The sequence below is a fragment of the bacterium genome, from assembly GCA_009926305.1.
In the GTDB taxonomy this organism is placed as follows: domain Bacteria; phylum Bdellovibrionota_C; class UBA2361; order UBA2361; family RFPC01; genus RFPC01.
This window is the reverse complement of sequence record RFPC01000051.1, coordinates 1-17,715: the sequence shown is the minus strand read 5'-3', so window position 1 is coordinate 17,715 and position 17,715 is coordinate 1. Positions and strand designations below refer to the sequence as shown.

16 protein-coding genes and 1 pseudogene are annotated in these 17,715 nt (G+C 48.3%); 11 read left to right on the top strand and 6 right to left on the bottom strand.

Translation table 11 applies throughout. The features are described from left to right. From EBR25_09065 to EBR25_09045, 5 genes and pseudogenes are all read left to right on the top strand, one after another. Positions 1 to 270, top strand: a 270-nt coding sequence (locus tag EBR25_09065) for a hypothetical protein (protein NBW41138.1), incomplete at its 5' end; no start/stop codon positions are given. 239 nt (positions 271 to 509) lie between these two features. Beyond that, a pseudogene (locus EBR25_09060) lies at positions 510 to 605 on the top strand (OmpA family protein). Positions 606 to 954: 349 nt separating this feature from the next. After that, a complete protein-coding gene (locus EBR25_09055; GenBank protein NBW41137.1) occupies positions 955 to 2,076 on the top strand; it encodes a linear amide C-N hydrolase in 1,122 nt (373 codons plus the stop codon). 4 nt (positions 2,077 to 2,080) lie between these two features. After that, positions 2,081 to 2,326: a hypothetical protein gene (locus EBR25_09050; GenBank protein NBW41136.1), complete on the top strand. Its 246-nt coding sequence runs from the start codon at positions 2,081 to 2,083 to the stop codon at positions 2,324 to 2,326. An 11-nt stretch (positions 2,327 to 2,337) separates the two neighbouring features. Beyond that, entirely contained in the window at positions 2,338 to 2,577 is a 240-nt protein-coding gene (locus tag EBR25_09045) for a hypothetical protein (protein NBW41135.1), read from the top strand. Here EBR25_09045 and EBR25_09040 read toward each other — a convergent pair. The 5 genes from EBR25_09040 to EBR25_09020 all read right to left on the bottom strand — a co-directional run bounded on the left by EBR25_09040 (position 2,572) and on the right by EBR25_09020 (position 6,318). Next, complete coding sequence (locus EBR25_09040; GenBank protein ID NBW41134.1) at positions 2,572 to 3,027, bottom strand: hypothetical protein; 456 nt, start codon at positions 3,025 to 3,027, stop codon at positions 2,572 to 2,574. The two genes, EBR25_09045 and EBR25_09040, sit on opposite strands and share 6 nt — an antisense overlap. Before the next feature lie 140 nt (positions 3,028 to 3,167). Beyond that, a complete protein-coding gene (gene rsmA / locus EBR25_09035) occupies positions 3,168 to 4,013 on the bottom strand; it encodes a ribosomal RNA small subunit methyltransferase A (GenBank protein NBW41133.1) in 846 nt (281 codons plus the stop codon). Next, positions 4,014 to 5,087, bottom strand: coding sequence for a tRNA (adenosine(37)-N6)-threonylcarbamoyltransferase complex transferase subunit TsaD (tsaD, locus tag EBR25_09030; protein NBW41132.1), 1,074 nt, complete (start codon positions 5,085 to 5,087; stop codon positions 4,014 to 4,016). Positions 5,088 to 5,096: 9 nt separating this feature from the next. Then, a complete protein-coding gene (locus tag EBR25_09025; GenBank protein ID NBW41131.1) occupies positions 5,097 to 6,062 on the bottom strand; it encodes a hypothetical protein in 966 nt (321 codons plus the stop codon). A gap of 28 nt (positions 6,063 to 6,090) precedes the next feature. Next, positions 6,091 to 6,318, bottom strand: coding sequence for a DNA-binding protein (locus tag EBR25_09020; GenBank protein NBW41130.1), 228 nt, complete (start codon positions 6,316 to 6,318; stop codon positions 6,091 to 6,093). Positions 6,319 to 6,523: 205 nt separating this feature from the next. On the opposite strand from EBR25_09020, the gene EBR25_09015 reads away from it, so the two are divergent. From EBR25_09015 to EBR25_08990, 6 genes are all read left to right on the top strand, one after another. Further along, the gene (locus EBR25_09015) at positions 6,524 to 8,032 is read left to right on the top strand and encodes a class I SAM-dependent methyltransferase (protein ID NBW41129.1); all 1,509 of its coding nucleotides are present in this window, start codon (positions 6,524 to 6,526) and stop codon (positions 8,030 to 8,032) included. A gap of 3 nt (positions 8,033 to 8,035) precedes the next feature. Further along, positions 8,036 to 9,145, top strand: coding sequence for a glycosyltransferase (locus EBR25_09010; GenBank protein ID NBW41128.1), 1,110 nt, complete (start codon positions 8,036 to 8,038; stop codon positions 9,143 to 9,145). Beyond that, the gene (locus EBR25_09005; protein NBW41127.1) at positions 9,142 to 10,491 is read left to right on the top strand and encodes a glycosyltransferase family 1 protein; all 1,350 of its coding nucleotides are present in this window, start codon (positions 9,142 to 9,144) and stop codon (positions 10,489 to 10,491) included. The genes EBR25_09010 and EBR25_09005 overlap by 4 nt, the downstream gene beginning before the upstream one ends. Then, a complete protein-coding gene (locus EBR25_09000) occupies positions 10,421 to 11,737 on the top strand; it encodes a glycosyltransferase (protein NBW41126.1) in 1,317 nt (438 codons plus the stop codon). The genes EBR25_09005 and EBR25_09000 overlap by 71 nt, the downstream gene beginning before the upstream one ends. Next, complete coding sequence (gene ligA / locus EBR25_08995; protein ID NBW41125.1) at positions 11,737 to 13,770, top strand: NAD-dependent DNA ligase LigA; 2,034 nt, start codon at positions 11,737 to 11,739, stop codon at positions 13,768 to 13,770. The genes EBR25_09000 and ligA overlap by 1 nt, the downstream gene beginning before the upstream one ends. Positions 13,771 to 13,842: 72 nt before the next feature. Continuing rightward, positions 13,843 to 15,342 carry a glutamate--tRNA ligase gene (locus EBR25_08990; GenBank protein ID NBW41124.1) on the top strand — a complete coding sequence of 500 codons (1,500 nt, stop codon included), beginning with the start codon at positions 13,843 to 13,845 and terminating at the stop codon, positions 15,340 to 15,342. 95 nt (positions 15,343 to 15,437) lie between these two features. On the opposite strand, the gene EBR25_08985 is transcribed toward EBR25_08990, so the two are convergent. After that, the gene (locus EBR25_08985) at positions 15,438 to 17,519 is read right to left on the bottom strand and encodes a hypothetical protein (protein NBW41123.1); all 2,082 of its coding nucleotides are present in this window, start codon (positions 17,517 to 17,519) and stop codon (positions 15,438 to 15,440) included. Between the last annotated feature and the right edge of the window lie 196 nt (positions 17,520 to 17,715).

The following is a 17,715-nucleotide window of genomic DNA, read 5'->3' as shown; positions in this document are numbered from 1 at the left end:
GCCCTTAAAAAGGGTGGGGCGGCACTGATCAATATTGGTGATCGTGATGATAAAACTACTACCGGTCACACGGTGCAGGCAGTAGCTGTAAGGTGTGATGAGAAGGGAGACCTCTCTAAGGTCACATTCCGCGATCCAGTGAACCCAGAACGCACCACCGATGCCACTGTTTGTTCGCCGCCATGTAGGAGATGGCATTCAGCCGATACGAGATATAACAACATGACTGCCGAGGGCTTCTACACCATCGGACAAGCTGATCGCCCGTAGAAAGCTCTCAGGAGTTCGATACCCACAAAAAAAGAAGCTGGTACCTGAGGGGGGGGGAATTCGCAGGTTTACGATACTGCCGGAGAGACTCCGCAGGAGAGTAAGAGTCGATTTGAGAGAGAAGTTCTTCCGTGCCAGAATGGTGCATAACAAAAAAAGGGAGTGGAGCTCCAGTAATCAGGTACCAGTAATCAGGTACCACCATCTTTTTTAATCTTGGTGGGTACGTAATTGAGGGTGGATACGGAGAGAGTAACCCAATTGCTTCTAACGCGACAGAATCAGGTCGAGCTCGTAACCGTCGAGTAGAGGTAATTTTAGAGAATAGTTACTAACAACTAATTCTCACCCTCAATAGAACAAAGAACAGCTCTAGCGAGATACGGCTTTTGCCAGGTCCAAAAAAGGCGAACGGGGAGCTCTATCTCAAATCTGTCAAAATCTCTTCGCCCAACGGGAAAAACTACACAGGTCAGGCCCTAAAAGGAAAAACTTCCGCTTGAAGAGCACGACAGCTAATGATTCTTCAAAAAAATGACCTCATCCAGCTTCATTGCTCATCAATCAAGCCCCTACCATTCAATGATCATCAATACTTCCAACTACCCGTTTGATTTTCCTATCGATCATAGGTATAGCTCCAGCGCGTCACATTGAACGTTTCTTTTATAAGAGGTGATTTTTATGCGTCACATCCACTTCCACCCGCTCCTACGCTTTCTATTCACGCTCGTGCTCACCACCAGCGTACTCCATCCGTTCGCACATGCGTGCACCGGAATATCGCTCACCTCTAAGCCAGACAATGCGCACGTCGTTGGACGCACTGTCGAGTGGTCGTTAAGTGACGCCCAGCACTACCGTATCGCCGTATTTCCGCAAAAACACCAATATGCTGGTCTCACCCCAGAAGGATCAACCGGAATGCAGTGGAGTGGGCGTTATGGCTTCGTCTCGATGACTGCGTACGGACAAGACTATGGACCAGATGGCCTGAACGAGAAGGGGCTCTACGTTGGAATGTACTACCTTCCCGGCTTTGCTGAGTATCAGACATTCAGATCTTCTGCGGCACACCGCTCGCTTAGCGTGGGAGACTTCATGCAATGGATGCTGTCTTCGTTTAGCACCGTTGCAGAGGTAAAACGGAATATTCGTTCTGTCGATGTCGTTCACGTTGAAGATCCACGTTTTGGAGGAGCTCCATTACCGTTCCACTGGAAGGTAAGCGATCCTTCAGGAGAGAGCATCGTGATAGAGTTCACCAAGGGCGGACAGCTACAGATATTCCCTGCGTTCCTCGGTGTTATTACAAATGCCCCTACTTATGACTGGCATCTCTTGAACGTACGGAACTACCTTCACCTTGAGACATCACCAAACAACCCACGAGAAATTGAGAATATGGACCTTCATCCATTCGGTGCTGGCTCTGGAATGCTCGGACTACCTGGAGATTTTACCCCCCCCTCTCGATTCATCCGTGCGGCTGCCTTTACAGCGTCAGTTCGTCCCTTGCAGAATGCAGAAGATGCTGTCTTTGAGGCCTTTCGGATTCTTGACAGCTTCAATATTCCACTCGGAGTAAACGCGCCACGCGATAAGATACCAAACGATATTGAGAGTGCGACGCAGATAACCTCCGTTGCAGATCTTACCAACAAGACCTACTACTATCACACGATGTTCAATCGACAGGTGAGAAAAATAGACTTAGCCAAGATTTCTTTTGCAACAGTAAAAAAGCAGGTTCTTGATGATGACTCTCACCGTCGGCACGAGGTTCGAGAGCTCGTCGTGAAGTAGTAGTTTGCCATATAAGTGTCGTTGCGTACGCCAGCATTCCGCACCGAGTATTCCAGAAGGCTTTACCGCGCTCCGGAGGATCTTACCTCAAGAGGCCCTCTACCTTCTCGTCAGCCACTTTATTCACAAGGCAAGTATTCGAGAACCAAGTAAAGTAACTGGCAAAGATAAAAGGAAGATTCGACGCTTTATTCAAATGCATAAGGAGACTCTTCATGAGGCTTTCTATGCAAAAATAGGTAACAAATAAGAGCGCTCTCTATGCGTTTGCCGTACCGTACTGCTGCATCGGGCACGATATCAAATACGAACTTAAAGGTCGCTGAATTTGATACATTGATAAATGCCGAGTTTTCAAAAGAATATACTTTTCGTGCCGACAAGAGGCCTCTAGAGATCAGAAAAATCCTTAAAGGCGAGCACTCGGAAGAATTCTCAACGCTGTTCTTACCACCTAATGAAAAAAAGATGGTGGTACCTGATTACCGGGGGGGCTCATAAATACCAAAAGGCGCGGAAGAAAACTTCTTCGTGTCGTATTTCATGAAGCGAAGCGGTAACCTCTTTATTGCGCAGGAGCCTCTGAGCTTTCTCCGTCGGCTCACAGAATATGGAGTAAACAACTTTCATAGCGACAGTTTGGGCCCGAGACCGTCGCCATGGCTCTGCTCCAATCTCGTCGTCATGCTCACGTATGTCAATCACAGCCTTTAAGATCTCACAGGCATCTTCTTCAGCCTGCCTCTCGGATAATCCAGACTCCATGATGAAGGAGATATTATTAAGATGTATCTTCGTCTGAACGTGAACGTAGGCTTCAACCCATAGTTTGAAATCATCAGGACTCGAAGACTGTGCTTTGCCGCTCTTTGGAAGTGATATGATTAGAGTCGTTAAGAGAATAAATGGAAAGAAAAAGAGGTTAAGGTGTTTCATCTTGGATAGCTCCATTCCTTGCCCCACTCCCTTTCAAGAAGTGTTATGGGAGAAAAGGTCTGAAGTTGTGATACGCTTGTTGAAACTCTATAAAATCGGAAAAATTCGTAGTCTATGATGCGCGGAGATCTCAGTAGCCAAGACAGGACTGAGCGCTAGTGATTGTGCCCGGAATAAAGGTGGTTTGACAGTAAGACGAATTGTTCTGGGGTGATACTTTCAACTCTACTCTCGGGAGAAATTTTCAAGAGTTCAAGCGTGGCACGCAGTTGATCGCTATCGAACTGATTGCTTGAGAGCAGTGAGTTTAAAATCTTTCTTCTTCGAGAACCGAAGGCAATTGCTAATACGTGTCGGAAGTGAATCATATCACTGATCTCATAGCGTGGCTTCTCAAGAAAACGGAGTTCAAGCACTTGTGATTCAACACTCGCTGTAGGATAGAAAATGTTTCCTGGGAAAATTGGTCCAAGTCGGGCATTCGCTACTATTGAGGTTCGGATAGAGGGTATTCCATAACTTTTTGGGCCAGGGTTGCTCGCTACTCGCTCAGCAAATTCTCTTTGAACGAGGAGAACCGCTCTTTTGACTACGCGTCTAGAATTCTCATAACAATTATCGAGAAGATAAAAGAGGATTTCACTTGAAAAGGAGTAAGGGATATTGCCAAAGACAACCAAGTTCTGTCCCAAGCTAGCAATATTAAACCCTCGTACATCCTCATGGATAACGCGAAGACCCTGATATGTGTCAGTAAGATACCTACAGAAGGCTTCCTCAATTTCTATCGCGGTGACTTGTCCAAAAGAAAGCAGCTCTTTCGTGAGAGCGCCAAGTCCAGGACCAATTTCAACGAGCGTATCTTCTGAGCTCGGCTTGGCAAAACGAATAATCTCATCAATAACCGCCGGTTCTAGAATAAAATTTTGACCAAAAGCTTTATCGGGCGTAACGGAAAGTGCTCGTAATAAACTCTCTGGCGAATCTCCTCTTGACTCCATTTATACTCGCTCCTCAAGTTTATGTGTCTCGATTGGCCATCGTGGCATTGCTTCAAAAGGGGCAGGCGGAAGTCCGGCATTACGTCGTAGGTGAGCTGTGAGCGCTATCATCGTGCCGTTATCAACACAGTGACGTGTCGCCGGAAAATGGCAGGAGAGAAGTTTTTCCGAGGACAGTGCTTCACGTAGTCTGCGGTTTGCAGATACGCCGCCGCATACCACGAGTGTTTTGCACCGAGTTTCTTGGACTGCCTTTCGTACCTTCCGAACGAGAAGCTCAACAATACTTTCTTGAATCGTCCAAGCAAGCTCAGTGAGGAGTGCGTTGTCGATAGCAGTATCGTCTGTTGTTTCGGATGAAATCAGAAGAGAGATTGCAGTTTTAAGACCAGAAAAGCTGAATCCTGGCTGTTTCAACATAACTCGCGGCAATGTGAAACGTGAGCTACCACTGAATGATGGGAGCTCTGAAAAGGAGTCAGCATGTTTCGAGAGAGCAGGGCCACCAGGATAAGCTAAGCCCAGAAGTTTTGCGGATTTGTCGAAGGCTTCTCCTGCTGCATCATCAATCGTTCTCGCCAGAAGTGTGTACTCTCCAACTGCAGTCACAAGATGAAGCTCGGTATGGCCACCAGAGACAACCAGTGTCAGGAATGGAAAATCGAGGTGCGGGTTTTCAATGAATACTGAAAGCACATGAGCCTCAATATGATTTACTCCATATAGGGGGATATCGTGAGATGCAGCTAGCCCACTCGCAAAGAGCATACCATTCAGTAAGCAGCCCTTTAATCCAGGGCCGACAGTAACAGCAATCAGATCAATCTCTTCTGCTCTCAGCCCTTCTTGAGACAGTACGGTGTCGGTGAGGAGCGGCAAGTTCTTTAGGTGCTCTCGAGCCGCAAGCTCTGGGACAACCCCGCCATATTCCGCATGAAGACTAATTTGTGAGTGAATGAGTTCTTTGGCTATGGTAACGGAGGAGTCCTGTTCGCTGGCATAAATAAGAGATACGCCCGTCTCGTCACAACTTGTTTCAATGCCAAGTACTTTTCTATGATGCGACGTTTTCATACTAAATAATTATGAGTCACTATCTGTGGTGGTAAGAGCGTGAGCAATCGCCCTGAGATCTTCCAGCGAAGCGCTGCTGTAAAAGTCAGTTGGGCAAACGGTCGATTGCCGAAAGCTTGTGCCCTTGGGAGTGCCCGATATGAGATAGCGATAAATTTCTTCTCGGGACCATTCACCAATTCCTAGGGTCTTTGAGTTCGTTATATTCGGAGCAAGCGCGGAGCTCCCATCGGGAGCTATGATCTCACGCCCTCCGCCGAGGTATCGCTCCTCAGAAAAAGTAGTGCCTGGAGTATTATGACACGCAGTGCAGCGAGCCACGTTATCAATCAGGTATTTCCCGTAGGCGGCTTCTTCACGACGCGGTATGCTCGGCACAAAGCCCATGACAATCGGACGTTCTTCGGTGATTCCGCTCGTATAACGCGATAGCGTTGAGAGCTCTCTCGCGGAGTGTTCAATATTAATGGTTGGTAATGACTGTATGTAGGTTGCCACCGCATATGCATCCTCATCCGCCATCCATTCATAGCCGAGGTGATGCTGGGCTGCCAACTTCCCACCATCTGGTCGAATACTTCTTCGGATTGCATTCACGACGTCAACGGGCTTCCAGTCTTTAATCTCGGCTCGAGTGAGGTTGGGGACAGTCACACCTCCATATACGTCATCGACGTGTCTTCCTCCTGTCAGCATGCTTCGCGGGCTCGGCTCACTGCCATGGCACTGACCACAAGCAGCGATTCCTTTTACGAGGGTTCGCCCTCGAGGGGTATAAACTGGAAATGACGGTTCAGGAGAAATAAGTTCATCTTGATGGAAGCATCCCACAAGAGAGATAAGCGTCACCACGCTAGCCAAACAAAAGAAGTAGCGAGAAGAACGTTGCTGCGCAGATGAAAGCTTTTTGTTTTTCTTAACCGTTGACACGGTAGGAGCATAGCGAAAGAGGGCTTGAATCACCACCCCTCGCATGCCTCTGTTTCTGAACTATTCTGCTCACTCACCCTTCGTTATCACTGGAAGGCTCTAGAAAGAACTGTTCGGGTATCGGCCCTGTTAATCTTTCGACCGAATCACGTTTGATTCGCCAGTCGGCACCGATTTTAACCCCCTCGATTTCACCCTCTCGAATAAGCTCGTAGACCTTCGGGCGATCAATTTGCAAAACAAGCGCGGTCTCGCGCACGGTCATGAGGAGGGGAGGGGGAACTGGCCGTTCTTTTGTCATAGGACTGATTCGAACTAAAATCTCCAAGAACCTGCCGCTAGGGGTAGAAATCGGCTGGTAAATAGTTAAAATAAATCACAATTCATATTATTTAGGGACCAGCAAGTTTCTGATTTTGTGATAAGGAGAGAGCGCAATTCCTTAAGAAATTTCATGATGCGCTCCACTCTGGTATGGTGAGGCACCTTTAAGCGGAGAATGCCACTTGAGAGAAGAGAATACAGTAGAACCATTAGAACACCGTAATTCAGAATCGGATCCATCTGCGGCGCCTCGCATAGAGATTGGTGCCAGCCGAAATGGAGCCGCCAAAAGGGTCAAATCCCTTATGGACCAGATTCGCGAGCGAACCCAGGGAGAGATCGAGCAAGCTCAGGATGAACGACTCTCTTACCAAGCGTACCGAGGAGATTTTCATGGAAAAAGGAAGGCAGGAGAGATCCTTCATTCAGAAGAGCTTCGTTACCTGAATGAGCACTACCACTATGCGGCGAACAGTGTTGTAGACGACATCGTGTCTCATCGAAAAGGTGCAATAGGAAAAGTTGTTGTTCGGTTAAAGAGAAAGCTCGCTTCGCTTATCGTTGACGGGATTCTTAAAGGATATTTTGACAGGGAAAAAGAGTTTCAAGCTCGGTTGGTTCGTCTTCTCAATAATCAAGCAAAGTACGTCGATGAGCGTGATGCTTCCAATTTTTGGGAGCTCGTTCATAAGGTTGATGTGGATGTAACGAGAGCGGTTGATCGCGCTGAGCGGTTGCAAGATGAGTTTGTTGCAGAACATCGCTCTTCAGAGCGTCGTTTGCATGATGCTCTTCAGAGTGAACTTTCAACTTTGGCTCAGCAAGTAGCTTCACTCCGTGCTGAGGTGGCAACTCAAGGTGCGTCAGTGAGTACCGTTTCAAAGGTAGTGGATGGACTTGAGAGTATCGTTTCGAGGATGTCAAAGCCGCATCATGCAGCCGAGATTCCTCTTTCTGCTTCAGTAAATGGCGCTGAAAGAGGTGAATCCAGTAGTTCGGGAGTCGACTACCTCCTGCTTGAAAATCGTTTTCGCGGAAGTGAGTCGGACATCGCAGAGCGACTTGCGCAGTACGTAGCGGTATTTCAGGGTTCACCCGGCAATGTTCTCGATATTGGGTGTGGACGAGGAGAGCTCCTCTCTTTGTTACGTGATGCGGATATTCCTGCTTATGGGGTAGATCTTGATGAGGGAATGATCTCGGTTGCTCAAGAGGCAGGACTCTCAGTGCGGTTGCAAGATGGACTTCGGGCGCTCGAAGAGGCTGCTCCTGAAACGCTTGGTGGTATTATCGCTATTCAAGTCGTTGAGCATTTAACACCGAGGGTGGTGCAGCGGTTAGTCGAGTTGGCTCATGAGAAGTTGGCCAGCGGCGGAAAGCTTGTATTGGAGACAATTAATCCACAATCGGTGCTAGCTCTTTCATCAAATTATTTTCGTGATCCTACCCATGTATTTCCGCAGCATCCAGATACATTGCGATATATCTGCACTCGCTCTGGATTTGCACAGGCGGAAATACGCTACCTCTCTCCAGTTCCTGAAGAAGCACTTCTGAAGAAAGTCGAAAGAGAAGACTATATGACTCCTCGTTGGCAGTTCATGCTGGATAAAATGAATTCGAACATTGATCGGTTGAATCATCTTCTTTACGGACATCAAGACTTCGCAGTAGTTGCGATCAAGGAGTAATGCATGGCGAATATCCTTCTGCTTGGAGTAAAGGTTCCGTTCACTACTGGTGGTCAGGAAGTGTTGCTGGCTTCGTTGCATGGTGAATTGTCATCTCGGGGACATCTTGTTGACACGGTAGAGCTTCCACTCACGGTACAGCCCAAGGAGCGTTATCTGATAGAAGCGGCGCAGTGGAGAAGTCTTGACCTTACAGAGTTCGGGGGTGAGAAGGTAGACCTGGTGATAGCTACAAAATTTCCGAGTTACTACGCCAAGCACCCGAAAAAAAGTGTGTGGCTAGTCCATCAGCATAGGGCTATCTATGACCTTTATGGGGGAAGATATTCAGATTTTTCGGATGATCCGCGCGACGAACAGTTGCGAGCGAAGTTAGTTGAGGGGGATAAAGTCGTGTTGAGTGAAGCCCAGTACGTGGCTGGAATCTCACGGAACGTTATTCATCGACTAGAGGCTTTTAACGGAGTAAAAGGAGATGTGCTATATCCGCCACTTTCTCTGGCTGGCCGTTATTACTCTGATACTTCCGAGCCATATATTCTCTCAGTTGGAAGAATCTGCTCCATCAAGCGAGTGGATCTGATGCTTAAAGCACTTCCGTTCATTCATTCGTTCGTCAAGTTAAAGATTGTGGGAAAGGCTGATGAGCCAGGCGTTCTCGATTACTTACATAACGAAATCGATAAGCATCACCTGTGGGATAGAGTCGAATTTGTGGGAAGAGTCTCAGATGAAGAGCTGCTCTCTCTCTATGCACGCTCACTCGGGGTTTACTATGCTCCTCACGATGAGGACTATGGTTATGTGACCTTAGAGGCAATGGCGAGCTCAAAGCCAGTCATCACTGCGACTGATAGTGGGGGAGTGCTCGAGTTTGTTGCGCACGAAGAAAATGGGCTGATTGTGGAGCCGACAAGTGAAAAGATAGGACTAGCTGTTAATAGGCTTGTTGAAGAAGATGGGCTAGCAGACCGTTTGGGCATGGCTGGACGAGAGAGACTTACTGAGCTTGGAGTAGAGCAGTCTGGATGGGACAGCATTGTTGATGGATTACTCAGTCCGCTGCAAGAAGGTAGCGCATCAACCTTAAAGAAGGCAGCGAGCTCCTCATGAGAATTGCTTGGATCAGCAACTTGCCAGAGAATGTTCGGTCTGCATCTGCATCCCGCAGAAAAGCTACGGACTCTCTTGCGGCATACACCACAGGCGTACTGATTCCCCATCTGATGAAGTGGGATGATATCTCCATCGAGCTTTTTCATCGTGGCGAAGCTGGTACGTGCCTTGACCTTCCGGTGTTCCCCTATCAACGTTTACGGGAGCGGCATGCTCAGCATCCATACGATATCTGCTTATATCAAGTGGAAGACCACCCCGAGAGTCAGTGGGCGCGTATTGCGTGCACTCTGATGCCAGGTATTACGTGGTTCCATGATCTCTACTTTGCTTCGCATGGCCCTGAACCAATCCTGAATAGTGCATGGCAGGTAACGAAGGAACGGTTTCTCAACGGCAGTGCTTCTTGGGCCGAGCGAGGTGGTGAGTTTGAGCAAGTAGCGCCTATAGCTGCGCGCGAGGCAACGTTTTGTCTCCTGCCACTGTTTTCTGTCGAACGCGATGCACTTGAATATCGACGCGCGATCGGAGGCTCACTTGCGGCTCCTTTCTGCTCTGAAAAATCTCCAGCGTACTTTTTGCCATTGCCTGTCCGCGATGAGCTCTTTTCGGCGGCACCGAGAGATGATGAGGTCGGTAAAAGGCTACGGATTGCGCTCCACTCAGGTGCAAGAATTGAACAGAGAAGCCATCAAGTCTTGCAAGCACTTCGGGTGGTTCAACCAGCGCTTGACTTCGAAGTACATTGGGTTGTGTCTCCAGACGAAAAATCTCGCGCCGAAGCGCTACTTGAAGAGTTTGATCTGAGAGAGGGAGCCGTGACGCTCGAAAGTGAGCTATCTCCAACGGTATGGGCTGCGGTGCTTGAAAAGAGTGATGTGGCCATTCATCCTCGATTTTCTGTGTTTGGCCATGTGCAGCCTTATGTTGGAATGAGCTTAGCGAGAGGTGTGCCAACAATTGTCACGCGCTTTGGGGCGAGTGAAGAACTGCCTGCTGAACTCGTTTACCAGATAGAGCCAGGGGTGGAAGAACCCAAGCAAATAGCTCAGGTGCTGACGGCTATTTCCTCAGGAGATGCGCCGCACAATGCAGTTCGCGGGCAGGAGTATGCGCGCGAAATGTATCATGAGGGGGCAATAGCGACACAACTTGTCTCGTTGCTAAAATCAACGATAGGTTCAGGGGAATATCAAAATGCATGTTCCGCCTGGAATGCGTTTGAGAAGAGTGCATCAGAGGATCTGATGAAAGAAGTCTCTGAGATGTTACATGCTGAGCCAACTCTCCAGGCTCCATTCGAAAGTGAGTTTCAAAAGGTCTGTAATGAGTTTGGTTGGTAAGCGATTTGCATTCATTCTACCTCGTTACTATCCGGGAGTCGTCGGAGGAGCCGAGACCCTGTGTGGAGAGCTTGCTCGAAAAGCTTATGAGGGTGGGTCCACAGTAGAAATCTGGACGACGTGCGCTCGAGATAACAGAAGTTGGGAGAATGATTTTCCAGAAGGAATTGAAGATTACGCAGGTATTCCAATTCGACGGTTCAGTGTTGATGAGCGCGATCTCGAGCAGTGGATTCCCCTTCAGATTCGACTCGCCCAAGGAGTAAATCTGTCAGTCGATGAACAGTTCACGTGGATGAAAGAGAGTGTGAATTCAACGAGTCTTTATGAGCACATCAGCGAGCATCACCAAGATTTTGACGCACTATTCTTTGCGCCCTACCTTTTTGGTACGACTTTTTGGGGTGCTCTTCTTTCACCAGAGCGTTCGATCCTTATTCCGTGTTTACACGATGAGGCGAATGCTTATCTCGAGATAGTGAGCAGTATGTTTCGGCAGGTCAGAGGCTGTCTTTTTAATGCAGAGCCTGAGGCCGAGTTAGCGAGAGCTTTATACGGAAAGCACCTACGGGGTGGTGTCGTTGGAATGGGATTTGAGGATACCGCTCCATTAAATCGCGACAACTCCGTCGAGCATCAGCAATTTTTTAAGGATGACACCACTTCTTATGTTCTCTATCTCGGAAGAATGGAAACGGGGAAGAACGCGCATATCCTGCTTGATCACTTTGTCGAAGGGAAAGAACAGGGGCTTATTCCAAAAGAACTTCGACTCGTAATTGCAGGAGGCGGAGCATTTTCTGATCTTGAGCGTCCGCAATACAGTGAACGAACCGATATTCTACCTGTTGGGAGAGTGAGTGAGGAAGAGAAGTATCTCTTGTTGCGGGACGCACTAGCGCTGATTCAACCGTCAGTGAATGAGTCATTTTGTATTGTAATGATGGAGGCATGGCTTGCCGGAACGCCAGTTTTGGTAAGTGATGCGTGTGCGGTAACGAAGGATCACGTCCTTCGTTCAGGGGGAGGGTTGTACTTTAGGGATACCCTTGATCTTGCGGGAGCCCTAAAAACTCTAGCTGAAGATAGTGCTCTGCAAGCAGAGCTTGGTGATTCGGGAAAGCGGTATGTGAAGACTCAATATAATTGGCAAGCCGTTATGGGCCGCTTTGAAGAGGAGGTCGGTAGGTTGCTAAAAGCCAATACCGATAATCGAAAAGCCTCCCCCGAAGAGAAGAGTGTGTAATGTCAAAAGAAGAAGACAGGAAGTCACGCGTTGATTGGCTAACGAGAGAGCTTCAGAGGCACTCAGATCTTTATTATAGAAAGCAATCTCCAGAAGTCAGTGATGCTGAATATGATCGGATGATGCGAGAGTTAGAGTCGCTTGAAGCTGAATCTCCTGAACTTCGAAGGCCTGATTCGCCAACATACCGAGTGGGTGCTCCTCCACTGGAGGCTTTTCACTCGGTTCCGCACCGTGAGCCGATGCTCTCTTTAGATAATGCTATGGATGAGGATGAGTTGTCCGCATTTCTTGAAAGGACGGACCGATTTCTCGCAAAAGCGGATGAGAGCGAGAATTGTACGTGGACGGCAGAGTATAAATTTGACGGAGTCGCTGTTTCTCTGACGTATGAGGATGGAGTGTTCATACAGGGGCTTACTCGTGGGGATGGAGAAGTCGGAGAGGATATTACCGAGAATTTACGAACGATTCGAGCTATACCGCTTTCGCTTGTAGGCGATAAGGTCCCAGGAGGAATTCTTGAGGTTCGAGGAGAGGTCTTGTTTCAGATTGATGACTTTCTTGCCTTGAATGAACGACGGGTAGCAGAAGGTGAACCTCCATTCGCCAATCCCAGGAATGCGGCATCAGGAAGTTTAAGGCAATTAGATTCGCGGGTGACAGCCAAGCGTCCTTTGAGTTTTTTTGCGTATGCTTTAATGGGGCAGGAGAGAGCAGCGCTTCCAGAGAGTCACTACGAGTTGATACGTCTTTTGAGTGAGTTTGGGTTTAAGGTATCGCCACTCTTTTCGAAGTGTGAGGATGCAGCATCGTTGCAGGAGATGTATCGCAAAGCAATCGCAAGTCGAGAGACACTTCCGTTTGAAGTAGATGGGCTTGTTGTGAAGGTGAATGAACTTTCCTTACAACGACTGCTTGGCGCGAAGGAGCGCTCTCCGCGCTGGGCAATAGCTGTAAAGTTTCCACCAGTAGAAGAGAATACGCTTCTCAAGGATATTCACATTCAGGTGGGTCGAACCGGTGCACTGACTCCAGTTGCAGAGCTTGAGCCCGTACGAGTTGGAGGAGTCGTCGTCTCGCGAGCGACACTTCATAACGAAGATGAAATCAGGAGAAAGGGGATTCTGATCGGGGATACAGTCGTGGTGCGGCGTCAGGGGGATGTGATCCCAGCAGTCGTTACATTTATTCCAGGGAAGCGAACTGGAGAAGAGCGAGAATTTTATTTCCCAACAGAGTGTCCGGTGTGTGGAACAGCCGTGGTTCGACCAGAGGGTGAAGCCGTTATCCGGTGCCCGAATTCGATGTGCCCTGCAAAATCAGTGCAAAGAATTATTCATTTCGGAAGTAGAAACGCTCTCGACATTGAGGGGCTGGGCGAGAAAATGGTGCATCTTCTTGTGGATGCTGGTCTCGTGAAAGATATAGCAGATCTGTATACGTTGACTGTTGAGAGAATAGCGTCGCTTCCTCGAATGGGACAGAAGTCAGCTGAAAATCTGATAGCGGCTCTTGAGCGATCGAAAAGCACCTCGTTCTCAAAATTCTTGTTTGCACTTGGGATTCGTCATGTAGGAGAGCGGACGGCAAAAATTATTGGGCAGGCAACCAGTGGCATTGAGCAGCTGCGTTCTTTGACCGAAGAGGAGCTTCTTGCTTTGCCAGAGGTTGGTCCAGAGATAGCGAGATCCGTCTTGGATTTCTTAGCGAGTGAAGAGGAGGCGGCCTTGCTCGATCGGTTGCTGGCGAGTGGTTTTGTTTTTGAGCGCGAGAAAGTCGTTTCTGAAGAATCTCAGTTTTTTGGGAAGACATTTGTGATCACTGGCACTCTGTCGGTGAGTCGAGATCTTGTAAAGAGTGAGATCGAAGCCCTCGGAGGAAAGGTATCTTCCTCTGTCAGTGGAAAGACTGACTATCTTGTAGCTGGTGAGGCTGCTGGCTCAAAGCTTGAGAAGGCTAAAAAGCTCGGAGTTATTATTCTTGCAGAATCTGATTTTCGAAAGCTTGTTGAGGACGGCGTGGCTTCGTAACAGAGTATGGACTTGAGCCTTGCTTCGACTTTCACTGAGCGATACTCTACAGCAGAGTTTTAGGAGAGAGAAATGACAGAAGTTCGAACACGTTTTGCGCCGAGTCCTACTGGTATGATTCATATTGGAGGCTTTCGTAGTGCAGTATACGCATGGCTTCTTGCAAGGCATCATGGCGGTCAGTTCGTGCTCCGTATAGAGGATACGGACCAAGAGCGGAAGGTTGAGGGAGCGGTGCAAGCGATCCTTGATGGTTTCCAGTGGCTTGGGATTGATATCGATGAGGGTCCGACGACTGAACAGATAGAGATCATTGATGGCACTACCCCCTCTTTTGCTCCTGGAGATGGAAAGCCAGAGGGAGGGCCATACGGACCATACGTGCAGAGTCTCCGTCTTGCTCGCTATCAAGAAGTTGCAGAGCAGCTTGTCGCCTCGGGACATGCATTCCGGTGTGATTGTACTCCAGAGATGCTTGAACGCGAGCGGAATGAACAGAAGGCTCGAAGAGAAGTGCCAGGATATTCTGGATATTGTCGAACCCGCGAGGTATCGAAAGATGTTCCACACGTCATTCGATTCAAGATGCCTCACAATCCAAAGGTTGTAATGCATGATGGGATTCGGGGGCGAATTGAGTGGGAAAAGATCCCGCTTCGTGATCCAGTATTAATGAAAAGTGGTGGTTTCCCGACCTACCACTTGGCGGTTGTTGTCGATGACCATGACATGAAGATTACTCATGCTATGAGAGGAGAGGAGTGGATTCCCTCAGCGCCGTTACATCTTCTCGTTTATGAGGCACTTGGTTGGGAGCCCCCTATCTTTTGTCATCTCCCCGTAGTTTTGGGTTCAGATGGGAAAAAGCTCTCCAAGCGGCATGGTTCGACATCTTGGATGGCTTTTCGTGATGAAGGGTACTTGCCAGAAGCACTCTTGAATTTCATCGTTCGAATTGGCTGGTCTCCAGGAGAAGGTGACGAACAAGAGGTGTTCACTCGGCAAGATCTTATTGAGAAGTTTTCGCTTGACCATGTGAATGCATCCTCGGGGGTATTCGAGTACGTCAAGCTCGGATGGATGAATGGTGTTTATATCCGAAAGCTTTCTGATGATGAGTTTTTTGCCAAGAGCGTTCCTTTTATCAAGGCGGCAGGACTTTCGTTTACGCAAGAGGAGTTGGGGCCACTTGTAGCGTTGGTGAAGGAGCGAGTGCGGACACTGGCAGAAGTGCCGGACATGCTGCGGTTTCTGCGTGATGAGCACTTTGAGCGCGAGATGGATCAGATGCTATCAAAGAAGATGAATGCAACTCTTGCGACTACAATATTACGTGAATGTAAGGAAGCGCTTTCCGCGCTCTCAGACTTTACCCTTGAATCGATTAATAGAGTCTTTGAAGAGGTTGCATCTAAACAAGAGGTGAAGTCTGGGCAGGTATTTATTACCGTTCGAATAGCGGTGCTTGGAAAGAAAGCGACTCCTCCACTTGCGGAATCATTGGAAGTTCTTGGCAAAGAGCGAGTGGTAGAGAGGGTACGCGAAGCGATTACTTTGCTTGATGCGCAGTAGCATAATGAGAGTATAGCTAGCCGGGCTTTCTGGTTTATCTATTACAATATTTCCCTGAGGAGAATTTGGTAGCGCTGTATCCGTAGTAAGGAAGCTTACGTTGAGCCACATATGGTTCGGGCTTTTGCAACGCTGCGTCTATATCTTTTTAAGAATCGGAAAGATACTTTTCCATTTCGTCTCTTTAATCGGTCTGTTTTAGTCTCGACGCGAGATAAGACCGTATTGCAATCAACAGAGAGTGAGAGAGTGTCGTTCCTTGCATCTTTTACCGCTAAGTGTATCGTATCCAAGCCACCAGCGAGTTTCCTTCTTAGTGGCAACTTTCTTTTCTTGCCGTTGCGATAGCGCCGTTCAATTTTCACCAGCTTTTCAGCTAGTAGTTTTGAAATATCTACGAGGGAGAGGAGCTCTTGGCTTGTGTTGGGAGAATCTACCGAGACGTCTGGATCTGATGGGTTTTCGAAGCAGTCTATAATTCCGTTGCTGTTCGCATCCTCGTCTACAGCGCCGCATCCACAAAAACCTGCCTCCGTCTTTAGCGGGTCAGCACTACAGAGGTCGTTACAATCCGGAGTTCCATCGCCATCAGCGTCAGTATCAGCTACGCCACATCCGCAAGTACCAGGAGCGGTTTTCTCTGGGTCAGCACTACAGAGGTCGTTACAATCCGGAGTTCCATCGCCGTCAGAATCACTATCGGGTGTTCCGCAGCCACATACTCCACTTATGATTTTTAGAGGATCCGCTGCGCACGCATCGATGCAGTCTGCGGTGCCATCACTATCTGTGTCAGTATCAGCTATTCCGCAACCACACTGTCCTGCTAATCCCTTATCATTATCGCTGGGGCACTCATCTGCATAAACAATAGCTCTTCCCGCATCTGTATCTGTCGTTCCATCACGCCAAGCCCCTACCATGAAATCAGGTAAGCCGTCAGCATTTACATCACCTTCACCTGCAAGTGTATTGCCGAACTCTGATATTAAGTCTGCTGTAAAAGCATAAAGAGTGGCTCCATCTGCTCCAGACAAGACTCTAACCCGCTTTATTGCGGTGAAGTGAAACTCCCCACCTACCATAATATCGGGTATGCCATCCTCGTTGATATCTCCAGCACTTGTTACTACTTTGCCGAAATTTTTATAGCTATCCTCTCCGTTAAAAGTAAATAAAACGGTTCCATCAATCCCAGAGTAAACTTGCACACTTCCTGAGTCGGTATATCCGTTATCATCACCATAGGCACCAGCGGCAATATCTGCGTGTCCATCACCGTTAATATCCCCCACACCAGCTACGCTTGTTCCAAGATAGTCATTTGTAGCGTCACCAAGGAAGGTGTGAAGAGTTGAGCCGTCTGAACCTGAGAGGACTCTTGCGCTTCCTGACTGTGAGCCGTTATCGTCATCACCATAGGCCCCCACGATTACATCTGCAAAGCCGTCACTATTCACATCGCCCGCACCATCTACCGAGTAGCCGAATTGATCAAGAGTGCTATCCCCGTAAAAGGTATAAAGCGTAGAGTTATCTATCCCTGAAAATACCCTGGCACTTCCTGAAAGAGAGCCATTATCATCATCACCTATTGCTCCTGCAATCCAGTCAGGAGTGCCGTCTCCATTAACATCTCCGGCTGCGGCGAGACTGTATCCAAACTTGTCGCTAAAGTTGTCACCCGCTAATGTCGCAAGTAGAGAACCATCTGAGCCTGAGAAGACTTTTACAATTCCAGCAGACACCTCTGGGGCACTGACGAGAAAATCGGGAGTGCCGTCACCATTGAGGTCGCCTGGGCCTGCCACAGCGAAGCCAAACTGTGAGTTCGTGCTATCTCCCATAAAGGTAAATAAGATAGAGCCATCAGAGCCTGAGATTACATCGGCTTTTCCAGTGTCAGGACCGTTGTCGGTATCTGCATAGTGTGCGCCGATGATCATGTCATCATATCCATCCCCATCTACATCACCGACAAAGCTTACCGAAACGCCTAAGTATTGTTGCGTGGCGTCGCCGAAAAATTCATGAAGAACGGTCGATTCGTTCGTCTGGCTGGAGGCAGTATTGGGGGGTAGGATGGTGGATGCGGATAAGAATACGCCAAGCAGGGATGTTTTCGTTAACAAGACTGCAATGAACTTGAAATATCTCCTCGGAGAATCGAACTGCATGAGAACTCCATTAAACCGCCTAGAGTTTTATCCCGTATGGGTGAAGTCGGATTTTTAGCAGAGAACTTGAGCGAAATAGTATATTTACAAGTTTCTAAGATAGTGAAATGGGAGAAATTCGTAGAGGGAAGCTAAGAGAAGTGCAGGGGTGTGATTAGGGCGGTGAGGGGATGATGTAGACTCTGAATAAAAGTAG